This is a genomic window from Mucilaginibacter sp. GW822-FHT03E02 (genome assembly GCF_058801545.1).
The window spans coordinates 416,354-432,526 of the sequence record NZ_JBXANJ010000001.1; the positions used below are offsets into that span (position 1 = coordinate 416,354).

Sequence of the window (16,173 nt, forward strand, 5' to 3'; positions counted from 1 at the left end):
TTAGAACGATTATTATTAATGACTAAATTTGTACCTATGGCCGAGCAATTAATTGAACTGAACGTGACCGGGATGCATTGTAATAATTGCGCCATGTCTATCCATAAACTCCTCGAAAAAAAAGGGTTACATAATATACTGGTTGATTTTGCAGGTGAAGAAGTAAAATTCTCGACCGACGACGAATCCAAACTACCCGAAGTAATAAAAGGGATACAAAATTTAGGATTTAAGGTAATTGACGATATAAACCTGCATTCGCCGGCATTTTATGAGCTGGTAGAGAACAAATTTATCTTCTGCGCCATCTTTACGGCGCCACTTTTACTCCATATGCTGTTGCCATGGCATTTTTTACATCAACCCATTGTCCAGTTACTTTTATGCCTCCCGGTTTTCATAGTGGGCTGCATGCATTTTGGTAAAAGCGCCTGGAGCTCAGTAAAAGGTGGCGTACCGAATATGGATGTACTAATATTTATCGGTTCTACATCGGCATTTGTATACAGCCTTGTTGGTACAATACAGGGTTTGGGAGCGCAATACCAGTTTTATGAAACCTGCGCTACCATCATAACATTGGTGTTATTGGGTAATGTTTTTGAGAAACGTTCGGTTACACAAACTACATCGGCTGTAAAGGATCTGATTAAATTTCAACAGGTAAATGCCACCAGGATAGTTAACGGAAGTATTGAGGTAATCAGCGCTAAAGACGTTCGTCCGGGCGATACTCTCATAGTAAACCAAGGGGACAAAGTACCTGTTGATGGCGAGATCCTTTCAGGCAGCGCCTCTGTTGACGAAGCCCTGCTTACCGGCGAAAGCATTCCCGTTGAAAAAGATAAATACGATAAAGTAATTGGTGGCACCATTGTAATAAATGGCAACTTCCATATGTTGGCCACTAAGGTTGGCTCCAATACCATCCTGTCGCAAATTATCGATTTAATGAAAAAGGCGCAAGCCGTCAAACCACCTGTGCAAAAATTAGGTGATAAGGTGGCATCTATATTTGTGCCTACGGTGATATTGATAGCGTTGATCACTTTTGTGCTTACCTTTTTTGCAGGTGGCGAAGGCATGCAAAAATCATTGATGAACGCCATAGCCGTGCTGGTGATATCGTGCCCTTGCGCTATGGGATTGGCTACTCCTACCGCAGTTATGGTAGGTTTGGGTCGCGCCGCTAAAAATGGCATCCTGATTAAAGGAGGGGATACTATTGAAGCTGTCGCAAATACCAAATACGTAGTTTTTGATAAAACAGGCACGCTGACCACGGGGAAATTCACCATTAACGAGATTAAGGCAGAAGCTGGGGCAGACCTGGAATTAATTCGGGGGATAGTCACGGCCATTGAAGAACGTTCAAACCACCCTATTGCCAAATCATTGGTTTGGGGCTTAAAAAAGATGCCGCAGCAAAAAGTGATCTTAAAATCTGTTCAGGAAGAAAAAGGACTGGGAATGCGTGCCGAAGATGTAAATGGTAACCACTACTTTTTAGGTACTGCAAAACAAAACACGGAAGATCATTTTAACCTTTCGCTGTATAAAAATCAAAGCCTGCTGGCCCAAATTGCTATAGACGATGAGATTAAGCCCAAAACTGCTTTATTGATATCGAAACTTAAAAAGATGAATATCACTCCTGTACTTTTAAGCGGCGATAAACAAAACCGTTGCCTTAAAGTTGCCAGCCAGATAGGTATTACCGAAGTTCACCCCGAAAAACTGCCCGATGAAAAACTTAAAGTAATTGACATTTACAAACAAAAAGGCAAAACCATAATGATAGGCGACGGCATTAACGACGCCCCTGCCCTTACCAAGGCCGATGTAGGTGTATCCATGAACGATGCGAGCCAGGTGGCTATACAGTCGGCCAGCGTGGTGTTGTTAAATACTGATTTACATTCGGTTATTAAGTTTTTGCAGATTAGTAAACATACGCTGCTTACCATTAAGCAAAACCTATTTTGGGCATTTGCCTACAATATTATAGCTATTCCGGTAGCCGCGTTCGGCTTTTTAAACCCTATGGTGGGTGCCTTTGCCATGGCTTTTTCTGATGTGGTGGTAATTGGTAATTCGCTGAGGCTGAAGGTGAAGAGAGTTGATGGTTAATAGTTCGTGGTTCATGGCCGCTTCAAGCTGGTGTTAAACTAATAAAGTTTATTATTTTTGACCCGAACAGCGGTTTGTGATTCACCATGATCTATGAACCATCAACCATGAACTAATAAATGATCGAGATATTTACAGACGGTGCATCAAGCGGTAACCCCGGGCCAGGCGGGTACGGGGTGATATTGCGCTCGGGACAGCATTATAAAGAGCTATCCGAAGGTTTCCGCAAAACAACCAATAACCGTATGGAACTGATGGCTGTTATTAAAGGACTGGAAGCATTAAAAGCGCCTAATCAGCAGGTTATGATCTTCTCCGACTCCAAATACGTGATCGACTCTATCGAAAAACGCTGGGTTAACGGTTGGGTTGCCAAAGGCTTTGCCGGTAAAAAAAACAAGGACCTTTGGATGCGTTATTTAAATGTTAGCAAACTGCACCAGGTAAAATTCACCTGGGTACGCGGCCACAACGGCCACCCCGAAAATGAGCGTTGCGACCAGTTGGCCGTAGCCGCCGGGAAGCGCGCGCCACTGCTTATCGACTCTGTTTTTGAGGTTGAAAATGCAAAGGCTGGATTGATGTAATTTTTGCACTCCCAAAACTTCTTAAAACTGCGTTTCTGTTCAAATTTGGCACAAAAAAGCACAAAAAACAGGTACAAATACGCCAAAAAAGCAACAAAATATCTACAAAAAATCTACAAAAAAATTCAATTTTTAGTCGTTTAAGAAGTTCCTGTTTAACCGGTGGTTTTAATACCTTACGGCCAATTCTATCACCTGCAAATCCTGGATCTTTTCGCCATCGATATTAAAGCGCATCAGGGTACGCACTTTGTGCCAGCCTTGCTTGCCCGCCGCGCCGGGATTGAGGTGCAGCAGGTGTAGCTTTTTGTCGGGTATCACTTTTAAAATATGGGAGTGACCGGTAATAAATAGCTTGGGTGGATTACTGTAAATTTCGGCCTTAATATGCTGGCTGTACCTGCCGGGGTAACCGCCTATATGTGTCATCCACACATCAACGCCCTCGCAGTTAAAGCGCAGGTTTTCTGGGTATACCTCACGAACATCTTTATCATCTATATTTCCAAAAACGCCTTTGAGCGGCTTAAAAGCTGCCAGCCGAACGGCAAGTTCGATGGTGCCGAAATCGCCGGCATGCCATATCTCGTCGCAGTTGTCAAAATGCTTAAAAACTGCTTCATCAAGGTAGCTGTGGGTATCGGATATCAGGCCAATGCGGGTCATGGGGTAAAGATAGTTTTAAAGAGCCAAGAGTCAAGAATCAAGAGTTAAGACATAAAACAAATAGCTCACGCGGGCATTCAGCCCGTGTGTATCATGGTTTCAGCTTTCAGCTGAATTATGTAAGCTGGAAGCTTACATAATGGTTAACCACGAGTTGCGCTACGCTAAACTCGCGGCAGCGGCACTGAAGTTAAAGGCTTCTGCAAGCATTTCCCAGGAATTATGCTATGCTAACCCCGCGGAAGATGTCAGATTTATTTTACCCATAAAAACAGCAAGTTAACAATCATACTCATTGTGTACGATACAATAAAAGAAGCAATCAAAGTGGTACACATCACACTGTTCTCAAGATATTTCTCCATTTTGTGCAATATAATTGCCACAACCCCAAAAAACACATAAATAAACGCAGGCCAGACCAACTGTATCAAAAGCCTTTTATCGCTTTGATGAGAGAACGAAAGCCGCATTGTCATAGAGTAACTTTGGTAAGCTATAAACAAGCAGCCCAAAAATGGTACAATTAACAAAAGGGTTAAGATTATTGATAAGGTTCTCATGCTAAAAGGCTAAAAAATAAGGCTGTAGTATAAGTTTATATGCTTCCGAATAAACGTTTATACCGTTATAGATGGTTAAGGTAGTTATTTCTGCCGAAATTTCCTGAAAGCCCAGCACCACAATTTCACGGTGAGGCTCGTCTTTTTCAAAGGACCTGATTTTTATGGCCTTTTGCAAGTACAATCCGGATTTTGTGGTCAGGGCCTTTACTATGTCAGCCGTATCGGGTGGTAACACCAGCCAACAAACCCCATTGCTGTTAAGCTGGTTAGAAACAGATTGGATCAACTCCTCAAAAAATCCATCCGCCGCATGTTTAGCCTGGTTCTTTTTAGCGCCCGGCGATAACAGGGAATTGATGTAAAATGGCGGATTGGAAACAATCAGGTCATATTTGCTACCGGGATGTCCCTCAAAAAATTCTTTAAACCCTGAAGGATAAACCATGAGCCTATCCGCGAATGGCGAGCTTTTAAAATTGCTGCCGGCAGTGCTTGCCGCGCCTTCATCAATTTCTACAGCGTGGATGCTGGCATCACCAAAGCGCTGGGCCAGCATTAGGGCAATTACGCCTGTTCCTGTACCAATATCCAATATGAATTTTGGCTTATCAGCACTTGCCAGGGCACCCAATAAAACACCATCAGTGTTTATTTTCATGGCACAGCCACTTTGGTCAACACTGAATTGTTTAAAATGGAACATGAATGCGAAAGTAAGGCAAAATTGTTAATTACCAGGGGTATCAAGCAACCGGCTCTTTAATGTATTATAATCAAAAGGCTGGTATTTAAGATTGTTGATCTCGCCATTTTTCACCAATATATAATGCGGAATACCGTTGATCTGGAACTGGCTTGTTAATTGATTCCATTCATCAGCGCTCACCCGGTAATGCTCTCCTTTTATATTTGGTATCATTCCGTTGTACGCGCCTATCGGCGATGTTTGATTGGTGATGTAAACAAAAACGATGTTCTTATCATCCTTCAATTCGTCTTTTAAGGGGGCAATTTCTTTAATTGCCTGCAAGCACGGACTGCACCAGGTTGCCCAAAAATCAACATAAACGGTTTTGCCTTTGTATTTGTTGATGATGGACGAAAAAATGCTATCGGCAGGTAATTGACGTATTTCATGCTTTGCATAGCCAGTTTGTTTTTTATTAGACTCAATTTTACTGGCAATATTTGTATTGTAGCCTTTCAGTAATGAAAAAACATACGGGTTTGTAAAGTGCGTACGCATAGCTGCAAGCTGTAGTGGCGAAAGCGGCACAAAACTGGCTTCTATTTTACTTGTGGTATCCTGCGCGTCCATCAGTTGAAGATCAAAACTCATGTCGGCGTCTATAATTCCCTTTAACACATTTGTACGGATCATTTTTTGCTCATCGCCTTTTAGCTGTACGATGCGGTCTTGTTTTGCATCGGCCAGCATTATATCCAGGAATGCGGCGTCGGGCTCCGACATTTTTGTTTTTTTCGACCGCGTTACATAATCGAAAATGTATTGGCGTTGAGCTGCTAAAACTTCTTCATTATTCTTTAAGTTGCTGCTAAAAAATGAATAATCGGCAGAAACTATCGCCAGCGGATCGTTAAAAGTAACATCCTTAAAAAAGGAATAATAGGCTTTTTCGAGTTTTACCGGCGGCAATTGGCTGCGTTTGTTTTGCGGGTTGATGTTATTTACTTGCCGGTAAGCTTCCCATTTCTCGGCGTTATATTTAAATAAAAACTGGGTTAAAGTATAGGTAATACCGAGCCGCGCCAGGTTATATGCCTGCGTAGTCATTCCATTTTGTAACCGGTAATTATTTAAAATCCCCAGCCGCTCCTGGCGCAGATTGATGTAATAGGCTTTGTATTGTGCGGGAGTAAGGTCCAGCACATCTTTTCTAACTTTAAGCCAGTCAATACCCAATAAAATAAACTGTGTATGGTATAAATCGTTATTTAGGATGGCATTATCGCCCATAAAACTGGTAGTTACCGCACTGCCCGTCACATCAAACTTTTGGAATACCCTTTTACCGGCTTCAAAGCATATAGCGGCGTATGAAAAAGGAAAATGCACGTAACATTGCTTTGTATAATTCACCGGGAAACTTACTTTAAAACTTCCGTCGTCCGCAATTTTTACAAGGTAATTTTCCTGTCCCCCTGTAACCGCGTTATTAACAAATACCTGCCCGGTGTTAAACCCCATCCGGGGCGAGTATCCTTTTATATATCCTGCGTATTCGGCCATGCCGGTTTTGTAAACGTTTGCCAGGGTAAAAGCGTTTTTGTTATCGGCTATTTTGGTTTTGCCGGCAGCCGCGTTGTTAAATAACACTACAGCCGTTTTTTTTCCAATAATATATAGCCGGCCATTGCCGCCTGTTTTCAGCGTTAAAGTGAGCTTGTGGTCGCCGTCTTTTAAGCCAATCAATATATTTTCACCCCGCCGGTTCACAAAAGTATAGTTCCATAACCTGCTATTGTAAGCAAGCTTACTGTTGTAAACACCCAACTCCCATTGTTTGCTACCGTTTGTTTTAAACCAATCGCCTGCCAAAGCTTCGGGGACTGATATATCCGGTAGTTCAATATCCCAAATGTTGAAACACTGCTGCTGGCAGTCGGGTTCGGCAATGTCTATCCTTTTCGTATGGATACTTACAGGCGGAAAATTGCAGGTAAATGAAATTTTGCCCCCTTTTATGAGGGTACTTTTACCTAACTGAAGGCTATCGACGGATCTGATCTTTAATTTTTGATCGGCGTTAACCAGGTAAAGACCCGATGGCATCCGAAACCAGGTATCTGAGTGATAATCTGTTTTAAAACTAACCAGCGTAGCCGTATCGCTAATGGTTACCTTGCTGATGCTTAGTCCCTGAGCGTTGTTGGCAAAAAAGGCAGGGTTATTAATGATACGCTGGGCCGAAGCATTAAAAATAAAAAGAATGAAACAGGCAAATAAGGTTAGTTTTTTCATTGTGGTAGCAGGTATATCAAATATAGGCGAATATTTGACTGATAATACGGGCTACGGATTAATGATACCCAATATTATATTTTCCATATTTATTTATTGCCCATTTAACACCAATTAAAATGAATTAGAACCAAAACCGCCCGGAGTTGTTATAAAATAAAAATTACGACTATGAAAAATCCATTTGTAAAAAAACAAGACCATACATTTTTGATAGCTTCAATAGCTGTTGGCGCGCTGGCCGCAGGTGCCGTAGCTTATTTGTTCCTGACCGATGACGGCGCCGATAACCGCAAAAAACTGGAGCGCACCATCAAAAAAAGCTTTAAAAAGGCTGCTGCGGATGTAGTAGAACAAAAAACAATACTTTCAAAAAAAGCAGCTAAAGTTGTTGAAGATCACCTGGCGAATTAATATTTACCCCGTCACCGTGTCATTGCGAGTATCCATCAGGATGATCCTGAAAAAAAATGGGGATGACGTGCAACGAAATATAGTTAAACCAATGTCCAAAACTACCGTCATTGCGAGGCACGAAGCAATCCCAAACTATGTGGGACTTAGCATGTCGGGGATTGCTTCGTGCCTCGAAATGACGGATATTTGATATTGACAGTCAGTAACTTACAAACACGTCATTATAAGGCACGAAGCAATCCCAAACTATGTGGGACTGAGTATGTCGGGGATTGCTTCGTGCCTCGCAATGACGGATATTTAATATTGATAGTCAACAACTTACAAACACGTCATTATAAAGAACGAAGCAATCGCGAACCTGTGCGTATTCGCCTTGTATCATTGAGATTGCTTCGCTCCCCGCAATAACATATGGGATTGAATTTGCCACATATTTAGTAATGCTAATAATTGTAAATCCTAAATCACCGAACAAATCAACTCCGCCAAACTGTTTACCTCCACAAAATCATCATCGCCGATGGCCTGCATATTCATATGCGAATCTGAACTGATCAATTTTTTGATGAGGCCGCTGTTTTTTAGCCGGTCGATGCCATTATTGATGAACAGCCCATGTGTGGTTATCACATAAATATCACCCGCGCCGGCGTTTTTATAGGTTTGGGCGGCGTTGATGATGCTGCCGCCTGAGCGGATCATGTCATCATAAATAATCACCGTTTTGCCGGCAACGTCTGCGTTTATGGCGCTTACTTCCGTATGATCGCCTTTTAGCCGGCGCTTCAGGATAAAGGCGGCATTTACGCCCATGTCATTAGCTAATGATTCTACCCATTTGGCCCTGCCTGCATCGGTGCTGGCCATTACAAAATTATCGCCGCCGTATTTGAGGGCGGCTTTTATCACCAGGTCTTTACAGTACACATGCACCGGGTACAGGTCGTGTTCAAAATAGTACTGGATGCCTTCGGAATGCAGATCGAACAAAACCACTTTGTTGCCCCGGTTTGATTTGGGGATGGCCGAGATGAGCCTTGCACGGGTTTTGGCGGTTACAATTTCGCCGCTCAGCACTGCACGTTCCATGGTAGAGTAGCCAAAGTAAGGGATCACGAGCGTTAAGGAATTAGCGCCATAGCTCACTAATGAGGATGCCAGGTCATACAATTCCAGTGTCGCTTCGTCGGTTACGGTGCCGCCTATCAGGATGACGTCGCGGTTTTCAATTTGGGACAGGATGCGTTGGTAGCGTTCACCGTCGGTAAAGGTGCTTACCTCTATTTGCCCTTTTTCAAACGTTCCGCAGGCCATTACTTTTTGGGCCAGGTATTCATAATCTTTTATCGCGAACAGTAACTTTTTCATGCTGATTTCAATTGGCGCTTACATTTGCCTTTACCTGCTCAAAACTAATAGTATTTATCAATTCCCCGTTCTCAAAAACAGTTTGCAGCAGGTCTTCTGCTCCGGGTTCGTCGTCCTCGTTAACAGTTTTGAACTTTCCATCAATTTTAACCAGCTTTAACCGGCCGCCCTTGCTCTTTTTAAAGCTTGGGGTAATGTTGCCATCAGCGTCCATTTCAGTCGGACTTTTCTCTACCCTAACCTCCTGCCCGTTTACAATGGCGCTGCTACATTTCAGGGCAAACTTTTGTGTATCACGGTCAACCTTTTGCAGCAAAGCGCCGCCCATGCCCAATACCAGGTTTTCGGCACTTATGCCGTTATCTTTTAAGGCTTTGTAAATATTGCCAATCTCGGTATAGTTTACACCGTCGCCCTGTATCACCCTCACTTGCGGCGGCAGTACTTTGTAACCTTTGGCATTGGTGATAAAACCAAATTTATCAAACAGGATATTGAAAATCTCCAACAAGGTCATAACCGGGTCGCCGCTATCGGGGCGGATCACGAGGGTGCCGTCGCGGTTCAGGATTTCGTCGCGCAGCTCCGTTCCCCAATACTCGCTACAGGCCTTAAAAATATTGTAGCTATCAGATACGCAGGCAATAATACCGGTGGGGAAAGTTCTGAGCACGTGCCTGAAAACTTCCAGCTCTCCTTCCCTACCCAGCAAAGTACAAATACTATGCTCCGTAGCCGGTATGCTCATGCCGTACACCTTTTGGGCCTTGTAGTAATTAATGGCCATTACAGAACCTGCAAGGTTATCGCTGCCGTTAAAATTGAGCAAATGGGCCGCCCCGCCGATTTTTGCACTCTCCACACTGCTTACGCCCCGGAAACCAAAATCGTTCAGCACAAAGTCTATACCGGCCTCTGCACCGGGTGTGGCAGTTTCCTTATAATACTGTGTCACTACCTTTTTTATCTGGTTACTCAGGGTTGCAACGGTGCAGGGGTACCAAACCTGCATCAGCAGGGTTTCTAAAAAATTGGTGAGCCAGTAGCATTCCGGGTCGGTATTTTCAATGGTCATTAAGGCGTTGCCTGTTGGTACAGCGGTGCCCTCGGCTACGGCTTTTATCCTTACGGGTAGTTTGCCATCGTATTTATCCAGTATGTATTGAAATTTGCTTTTATCAAATACATCATCGCGGCCAAAAACCTGTTTTAAAAAGCCATCTGCCTCGTCCAGGTCCTGTTGGGTAAATGCCGGGCCCTGCAGGTATTCCTTTAAAAAGTATTGCAGACCGAAAAAGATGGTTTCATCAAACATCCCTCCCCTGCTTTCCAGGTAGCTGTAAATTTTGGTGGTACCTGGATAGTACAATTTATGGTGAGCGTACTTGTAGGCATCGGCCAGCAGTACTAAGTTTTCGCGTTTCATGGTGTTAATTGTTAAGGTGAATCTATATAATTGTGTTCAAAAACTGGCCTGAGCTTTTTAAGAAAGCGTAGAGGGCATGGCGTATAAACACACCCCTGCCATCACGCTAATCCTGCCCGCCCCCTCTCGAGAGGGGATAAAAAACAAACGATCAGTAATCATTACTTATCAAGGTATTTGGTGATAATGAGCTTTAACATTTTGGCATGCTCATCGTTTATCAGGTCGTTGCTTATCATCTGGGTAAGGTCTGTTAAGTTAAACCAGGCCACATCAACAATATCGTCGTTAGCTACGGGTTCGCCAGTTAGGTGGTCGCAACTGAATAACAAGGTAATAATTTTATCAGCTTCATTGCGGTAGCGCCAGTCGTTTACGCGGTGACTGGTTTCGTAGGTCATGTTGCTTACCTCTACGTTTCCGCACTCTTCGCTTAGTTCGCGTTTGGCGGCGGCTTCGTAGCTTTCGTCTTCCGGATCGGCAAAGCCGCCTATAAAGCGCCATTTGGGGCTGTTGGCTTTTTTGCCCAACAACAGTTCGGTTTTATTGTTCCTGAACATAGCCACATCAACCGTTGGGTATACTTTGGTGTACTGGTTATAGTAAGCGTACAGGATGCCCGCCCGAAAATCGTTGGAATCAAAAACTTTATCGGCGTATTGCCTGCGTAATTCGGTAGCATTGTAATCGCCGTGAGCAGGCAACTCTACAGTTTCAAAATGGCCCAGATAGTACGGGATAAAACTATCCCTGCTGCCAAATAGCGTGAAGCTGCCATTAGGGAAAACACTTTTCAGCAAATTATCCAGGTTATCAGACCATACCCTATCGCTCGGGTGATCGCTCACCGGCAGCACGATAACATCCGGGTATTCCCGTTTGATCATTTTTTCGCGGGTGTGGTAATCATACGGATTTTTACGGCTGCCCATTATTGGGCTTACGCCTAACAGGATAATCAGTTTGGCGTGATTGGTACTTACGGTATCAATCAGGTTTTTATGCCCGTCGTGCAGGTATGGCGTTTGGAAGCGGGCAATAATCACGGCTATTTTCATCTTATTTGCGTTAATTATACGCAAATATAAATATGCGTTTTAAATACGCAAATTATTTTGAAAATATTTTCCCGTAGAGACGCATCACATGCGTCTCCCACATGCAATTCAACGGTGCAAATCGGCCATATAATTCGTCACCTGTCCTACGGGAGACGCATGTGATGCGTCTCTACAAAATGGTTCGTTTGCCTTCGGCACACGCATTTGATACGTTTCAACAAGAAATCAAATCTCGAAATTGATACCTTCTTTTTGAAGCTGAAAATATTTTTCCTGGTTAAAACGAAAAAGATTTCCCGGCCGGCCGGCGCCTGCAAGTGCCTGCTTTTCGTCAGTTTCTTCGAGAAAACCAAATTTACTGACCTTCTTTTTGAAATTTCGACGATCTATGGCCCTGTCTAAAACGGCCATGTATAGCTTCTCCAGTTCGGAGAAGGGAAAGCGCTCTTCCAATAGCTCAAAGCCTACTGGCTGGTAAAGAATCTTGTTTTTAAGGCGATCGTGCGCTGCCACGATGATGTCCTGGTGATCAAACGCCAGTTGCGGTATTTTTTTGACGTTGAACCAGGCTACTTCGGCGGCATCAGTGGCGGCTTCAATCTCGAACGCATCCGGCTTAACCAGACCATAGTAGGTAATGGAAATTACCCTGTTACGCGGATCGCGACCAGGTTTGCCAAAACTGTACAGCTGTTCCAGGTAGTTGATGCTTACCCCGGTTTCTTCCTTCAGTTCACGTTGTACGGCATCCTCCAATGACTCGTCATTACCAACCAGTCCACCAGGTAGTGCCCAGGTATTTTTAAAGGGGCTAATGTTGCGTTTGATGAGCAATACCGATAATCCTTCTTTTGAGGTGTATCCAAATACTACGGCATCTACAGCTACTTTAATATCCTGGGTAGTGGGCATATGCAAAGGTATTAATATGCGGAAAATCTACGCAAATTATAATTTCTGAACTCGGATTAAGCGGATTAAAGGAGTTACAGGATTTTTTTCCAAATTATTTAACCCATCTGTAAATCAAAATCCAAAAAATCTGATAAATCTGACGAATCCGAGTTCAGACAAAAGCGTTAAGGATCGGCGCGGATACCGGCCTGCGCGTAAAGCCTGCAGGCGTATGAGCACAGAGCCTGGCCGCAGGCAACGCCCACATTAGTAGTAAGTAGTAAGTATCAAGTAGTAAGACAGCTACATTTGTTTTAAGTCCGAAAGTCATTTGTCCGAAAGTCAACCTTGATATCCCCAATGCATGGCGTACCCCCCACCCTGCTACCGCGCAATCCGGCGCGCCCCCTCTCGAGAGGGGAATTTTGAAAAAATCTTGATACTTACTACTTGATACTTACTACTACACCTCATACAATTCCAACGGCAGACCGTCCGGATCAGCAAAAAAGGTAAAACGTTTGCCGGTGAACTCATCCACACGGATAGGCTCTGCCTCTACCCCTTGCTCTTTCAGGTGAGATACAGCATCGTCAAGGTTATTTACCTCGAAGGCTAAGTGGCGCAGGCCGGCAGCTTCGGGGTGCGACGGACGTGGTGGGGGGTTTGGAAATGAAAAAAGCTCGATCTGGTAGCGGTTACCCACTTCCAGATCAAGCTTGTATGATTGGCGTGCTTCGCGATATACTTCGCGCACTATTTTTAAACCAAGTACCTCGCTGTAAAAATGCTTCGACTTTTCGTAGTCGCTGCAAATGATGGCTATGTGGTGTACCTGGTTAAGTTTCAGCATTATTTATTCACCTAAAATAGAGTGTAAAACATTGCTATGTACCATTTTTACGTCGGTAACGTGCCCAAACAGTTCTTCGTCTACATTCAGGAAACCGTTGTTTACAGCACCCAGCAGGCTAAACTCAGTTTCGCTGGTAGCCATAAACTCTACAAAGCGTTCCTGCTCTTCGGGTGCAACGGTTACCACAATACGGCCCTGTGCCTCGCCAAAAAGGAAGGCATCTTTGCGGATAGCGGCATCTGTTTCAATATCGAAGCCCAGGCCGTTTGGCATGGCGGACTCTAACAAGCAAGTATACAAGCCACCATCGGCCACATCATGGCAGCTTTCCAGCACGCGGTGTTTAATCAATTCTTTAATGGTTTGCTGCGTAGCATACTCTTTTTCGATATCGAAATATGGCGCAGGGCAGGCGGTAATTTTATGCCATGAGGCCAGGTATTGCGACGACGCGATATCGTTAACCGATTCGCCAATCAGGTAAATCAAATCGCCGGGTTGTTTAAAATCGGCAGTCATGATGTTTTCGGTATCTTCCATTACGCCCAGCATACCAATAGTTGGCGTTGGGAATACCGAACCACCATCGGCCGACTGGTTATAGAAACTTACGTTACCACCGGTAACCGGGGTTTCAAACTTGCGGCAGGCATCGCCCATCCCTTTAATGGCGCTTACAAACTGCCAGTAAACTTCGGGGTTGTAAGGGTTACCAAAGTTTAAGCAGTTGGTAATAGCAACCGGCTCGCCACCGGCACAGGTAATGTTACGTGCAGCTTCGGCAACGGCAATGGCAGTACCGGTGTAAGGATCGGCGTATACGTAGCGCGAGTTACAGTCGGTAGTTAAAACGATTGCTTTGTTGGTATCCTTAACGGCAACAACAGCTGCATCGCAGGCCAGGTTGGCGGTCATGGTTTGTACACCCACCATGCTATCGTACTGGTCGGTTACCCAACGTTTTGATGCTAAGTTAGGGTGGGCAGATAAATGCTCGGCAACCTCTACCAAATTGGCGGGCTCGGCAACATCATCTATGTTAAATTTCTTATTTTCGGCAAAGTAAGCAGGCTCGCGGTATTCGCGTTCGTAAACCGGGGCACCGCCGCCTAACACTAAATCGTCGGCAGGAACATCGGCTACTTTTTCGCCGTGCATATAATATTCTAAGCGCTGGGTATCGGTAACCTCGCCAATAATGGCGCAGTTAAGGTCCCATTTATCAAATACAGCTTCAACTTCTTTTTCGCGGCCTTTGTGTACCACAATAAGCATGCGCTCCTGCGATTCAGATAACAAGATCTCGTAAGGTTTCATGTTGGCCTGGCGGGTTGGTACCAAATCCAGGTCGATACGCATACCGTGCTCGCCTTTGGCGCTCATTTCCGAGTTGGAGCAAATGATACCGGCAGCGCCCATATCCTGCATACCTACCACGGCACCGGTTTTTATAACTTCTAAAGTAGCCTCTAACAACAGTTTTTCCTGGAACGGATCGCCTACCTGTACGGCAGGTAAATCGTTCACCGAATCTTTACTAATATCCTTTGACGCGAAAGCCGCCCCATGAATCCCATCTTTACCGGTGGCCGAACCTACAATGTAAACAGGGTTACCCACGCCGTATGAAGTTGCTGAAACGGTTTCGCCCGCTTTAACAATACCTGCAGACATGGCGTTTACCAATGGGTTTACGTTATAGCAATCGTCAAAAAACAATTCGCCGCCCACGGTTGGGATACCAAAGGCGTTGCCGTAATGGCTGATGCCTTTTACCACACCCTTAACCAACCACTGGGTTTTCTCCAGTTTTAGATCGCCAAAGCGCAGGGAGTTCAGTTGGGCAATGGGCCTTGCACCCATGGTGAATATATCGCGGTTGATACCGCCCACGCCGGTTGCGGCACCCTGGTAAGGTTCAAGGGCCGATGGGTGGTTATGTGATTCTATTTTAAAGGCGCAGCCAATGCCATCGCCAAGGTCAACAAGGCCTGCATTTTCTTCACCTGCTTTGGCCAGCATACGGTCGCTGTCTTTAGGTAAAGTTTTTAGCCAGGTGATGGAGTTTTTGTATGAGCAGTGTTCGCTCCACATTACCGCGAAAATAGATAGCTCGGTAAAGTTGGGCACACGCCCTAATATCTCTTTAATACGTTCAAATTCTTCGGGTAGTAAGCCTAAATCTTTGGCGGTTTCAACGGTGGTTAATTCCTGGTGCTCCAATGTAATATTGTTTTATTTGAAAGGATGCGCAAAATTAGGAAAAAAGGTGGAAAGGCGAAAGGTAAAAGGCGAAAGGTTTTGAGGTTCGGGGAACGGGTTGCAAGGTTCAAAAAAGCGGAGGCCCGTGCGATTCCCCTCTTGAGAGGGGCGGAGGGGTGTGTTTATTGAATATGCTATTATTGAAGCGGGTGATGCATGGCGTAGAACACACCCCTACCGATGCTCAGCCAAACGCGCCCCCTCTCAAGAGGGGAACTTAAAAAATCTTGCTACTTGATACTTACTACTAAAATGGGCGTTGCCTGCGGCCCGGGCCATACATACGCACACAAGGCATTAGGCGCGGGCCGGTATCCACTTCTGTCCCTAACGCACTTGTCTGAACCGAAATTTTCAGAATTAAAGAATTGACAGAATTCAAAAAAACCTCAATTCGTTTAATTCAGTTCAGATTTAAATTTTCAAATTCTCAAATCATCTGAAATCTGCACACCTGCACATCAAAAAATCTTACTACTTGATACTTACTACATGATGCTTTTTTGAATTATCTTGCTGTATAGTTTCTAAAAACAATTAATTAAACCCTATGGAAATCATCTACCGGTTAGACATCATGCCAACTACCGAACAGGTCATAGAACTGTACAAGAACTGCGGCCTCCCCCGCCCTGTCGACGATCCGGATAGGATTATGCGGATTTACCAGGGATCGAACCTTATTGTTACAGCCTGGCACAACAATGAACTTGCGGATGTTGCCCGCTGCATTACCGATGGCGCCTGGAGTTGCTACCTTGCCGACCTGGCCGTTACAACTACCCTCAAAAAATCGGGCATCGGTAAAAAACTGATCGAATTAACCCAACAACACCTGGGCGACGAGGTGATGATACTCCTGCTATCTGTCCCTGATGCTATGGAATATTACCCTAAAGTTGGTTTCAAAACAGTGGATAACGGATTTATAATGGCGAGGAAAAAGTAGCG

At 44.5% G+C, this 16,173-nt stretch carries 13 protein-coding genes; 4 read left to right on the forward strand and 9 right to left on the reverse strand.

Annotated elements, in window-relative coordinates; translation table 11 throughout:
* Positions 1-18: 18 nt before the first annotated feature.
* Both AC1RM2_RS01465 and rnhA read left to right on the forward strand, forming a co-directional pair.
* Positions 19-2,130, forward strand: a complete 2,112-nt coding sequence (locus AC1RM2_RS01465) for a heavy metal translocating P-type ATPase (RefSeq protein ID WP_492982675.1) — start codon at positions 19-21, stop codon at positions 2,128-2,130.
* A 119-nt stretch (positions 2,131-2,249) separates the two neighbouring features.
* Positions 2,250-2,720 carry a ribonuclease HI gene (rnhA, locus tag AC1RM2_RS01470; RefSeq protein ID WP_492982677.1) on the forward strand — a complete coding sequence of 157 codons (471 nt, stop codon included), beginning with the start codon at positions 2,250-2,252 and terminating at the stop codon, positions 2,718-2,720.
* Positions 2,721-2,888: 168 nt separating this feature from the next.
* On the opposite strand, the gene AC1RM2_RS01475 is transcribed toward rnhA, so the two are convergent.
* The 3 genes from AC1RM2_RS01475 to AC1RM2_RS01485 all read right to left on the reverse strand — a co-directional run bounded on the left by AC1RM2_RS01475 (position 2,889) and on the right by AC1RM2_RS01485 (position 6,935).
* Positions 2,889-3,386, reverse strand: a complete 498-nt coding sequence (locus AC1RM2_RS01475) for a metallophosphoesterase family protein (protein WP_492982679.1) — start codon at positions 3,384-3,386, stop codon at positions 2,889-2,891.
* A 564-nt stretch (positions 3,387-3,950) separates the two neighbouring features.
* Positions 3,951-4,610, reverse strand: coding sequence for a tRNA1(Val) (adenine(37)-N6)-methyltransferase (locus AC1RM2_RS01480; protein WP_492982681.1), 660 nt, complete (start codon positions 4,608-4,610; stop codon positions 3,951-3,953).
* Positions 4,611-4,679: 69 nt separating this feature from the next.
* Positions 4,680-6,935, reverse strand: a complete 2,256-nt coding sequence (locus AC1RM2_RS01485) for a TlpA family protein disulfide reductase (RefSeq protein WP_492982683.1) — start codon at positions 6,933-6,935, stop codon at positions 4,680-4,682.
* A gap of 171 nt (positions 6,936-7,106) precedes the next feature.
* Between AC1RM2_RS01485 and AC1RM2_RS01490 the strand changes: the two genes are divergently transcribed.
* Positions 7,107-7,349, forward strand: a complete 243-nt coding sequence (locus AC1RM2_RS01490; protein WP_492982685.1) for a hypothetical protein — start codon at positions 7,107-7,109, stop codon at positions 7,347-7,349.
* Between the two features lie 465 nt (positions 7,350-7,814).
* On the opposite strand, the gene AC1RM2_RS01495 is transcribed toward AC1RM2_RS01490, so the two are convergent.
* The 6 genes from AC1RM2_RS01495 to purL form a co-directional block, all read right to left on the reverse strand.
* Positions 7,815-8,723: a ribose-phosphate diphosphokinase gene (locus AC1RM2_RS01495; RefSeq protein WP_492982687.1), complete on the reverse strand. Its 909-nt coding sequence runs from the start codon at positions 8,721-8,723 to the stop codon at positions 7,815-7,817.
* 7 nt (positions 8,724-8,730) lie between these two features.
* Positions 8,731-10,149: a nicotinate phosphoribosyltransferase gene (locus AC1RM2_RS01500; RefSeq protein ID WP_492982689.1), complete on the reverse strand. Its 1,419-nt coding sequence runs from the start codon at positions 10,147-10,149 to the stop codon at positions 8,731-8,733.
* 161 nt (positions 10,150-10,310) lie between these two features.
* Positions 10,311-11,207, reverse strand: a complete 897-nt coding sequence (locus AC1RM2_RS01505; RefSeq protein ID WP_492982691.1) for an NUDIX domain-containing protein — start codon at positions 11,205-11,207, stop codon at positions 10,311-10,313.
* A 228-nt stretch (positions 11,208-11,435) separates the two neighbouring features.
* Positions 11,436-12,122 carry an NUDIX hydrolase gene (locus AC1RM2_RS01510; protein ID WP_492982693.1) on the reverse strand — a complete coding sequence of 229 codons (687 nt, stop codon included), beginning with the start codon at positions 12,120-12,122 and terminating at the stop codon, positions 11,436-11,438.
* Between the two features lie 445 nt (positions 12,123-12,567).
* Positions 12,568-12,957: an SMU1112c/YaeR family gloxylase I-like metalloprotein gene (gene gloA2 / locus AC1RM2_RS01515; RefSeq protein ID WP_492982695.1), complete on the reverse strand. Its 390-nt coding sequence runs from the start codon at positions 12,955-12,957 to the stop codon at positions 12,568-12,570.
* A gap of 3 nt (positions 12,958-12,960) precedes the next feature.
* A complete protein-coding gene (gene purL / locus AC1RM2_RS01520; protein WP_492982697.1) occupies positions 12,961-15,183 on the reverse strand; it encodes a phosphoribosylformylglycinamidine synthase subunit PurL in 2,223 nt (740 codons plus the stop codon).
* Between the two features lie 589 nt (positions 15,184-15,772).
* Here purL and AC1RM2_RS01525 point away from each other — a divergent pair.
* Positions 15,773-16,171 carry a GNAT family N-acetyltransferase gene (locus AC1RM2_RS01525; protein WP_492982699.1) on the forward strand — a complete coding sequence of 133 codons (399 nt, stop codon included), beginning with the start codon at positions 15,773-15,775 and terminating at the stop codon, positions 16,169-16,171.
* Positions 16,172-16,173: the final 2 nt, after the last annotated feature.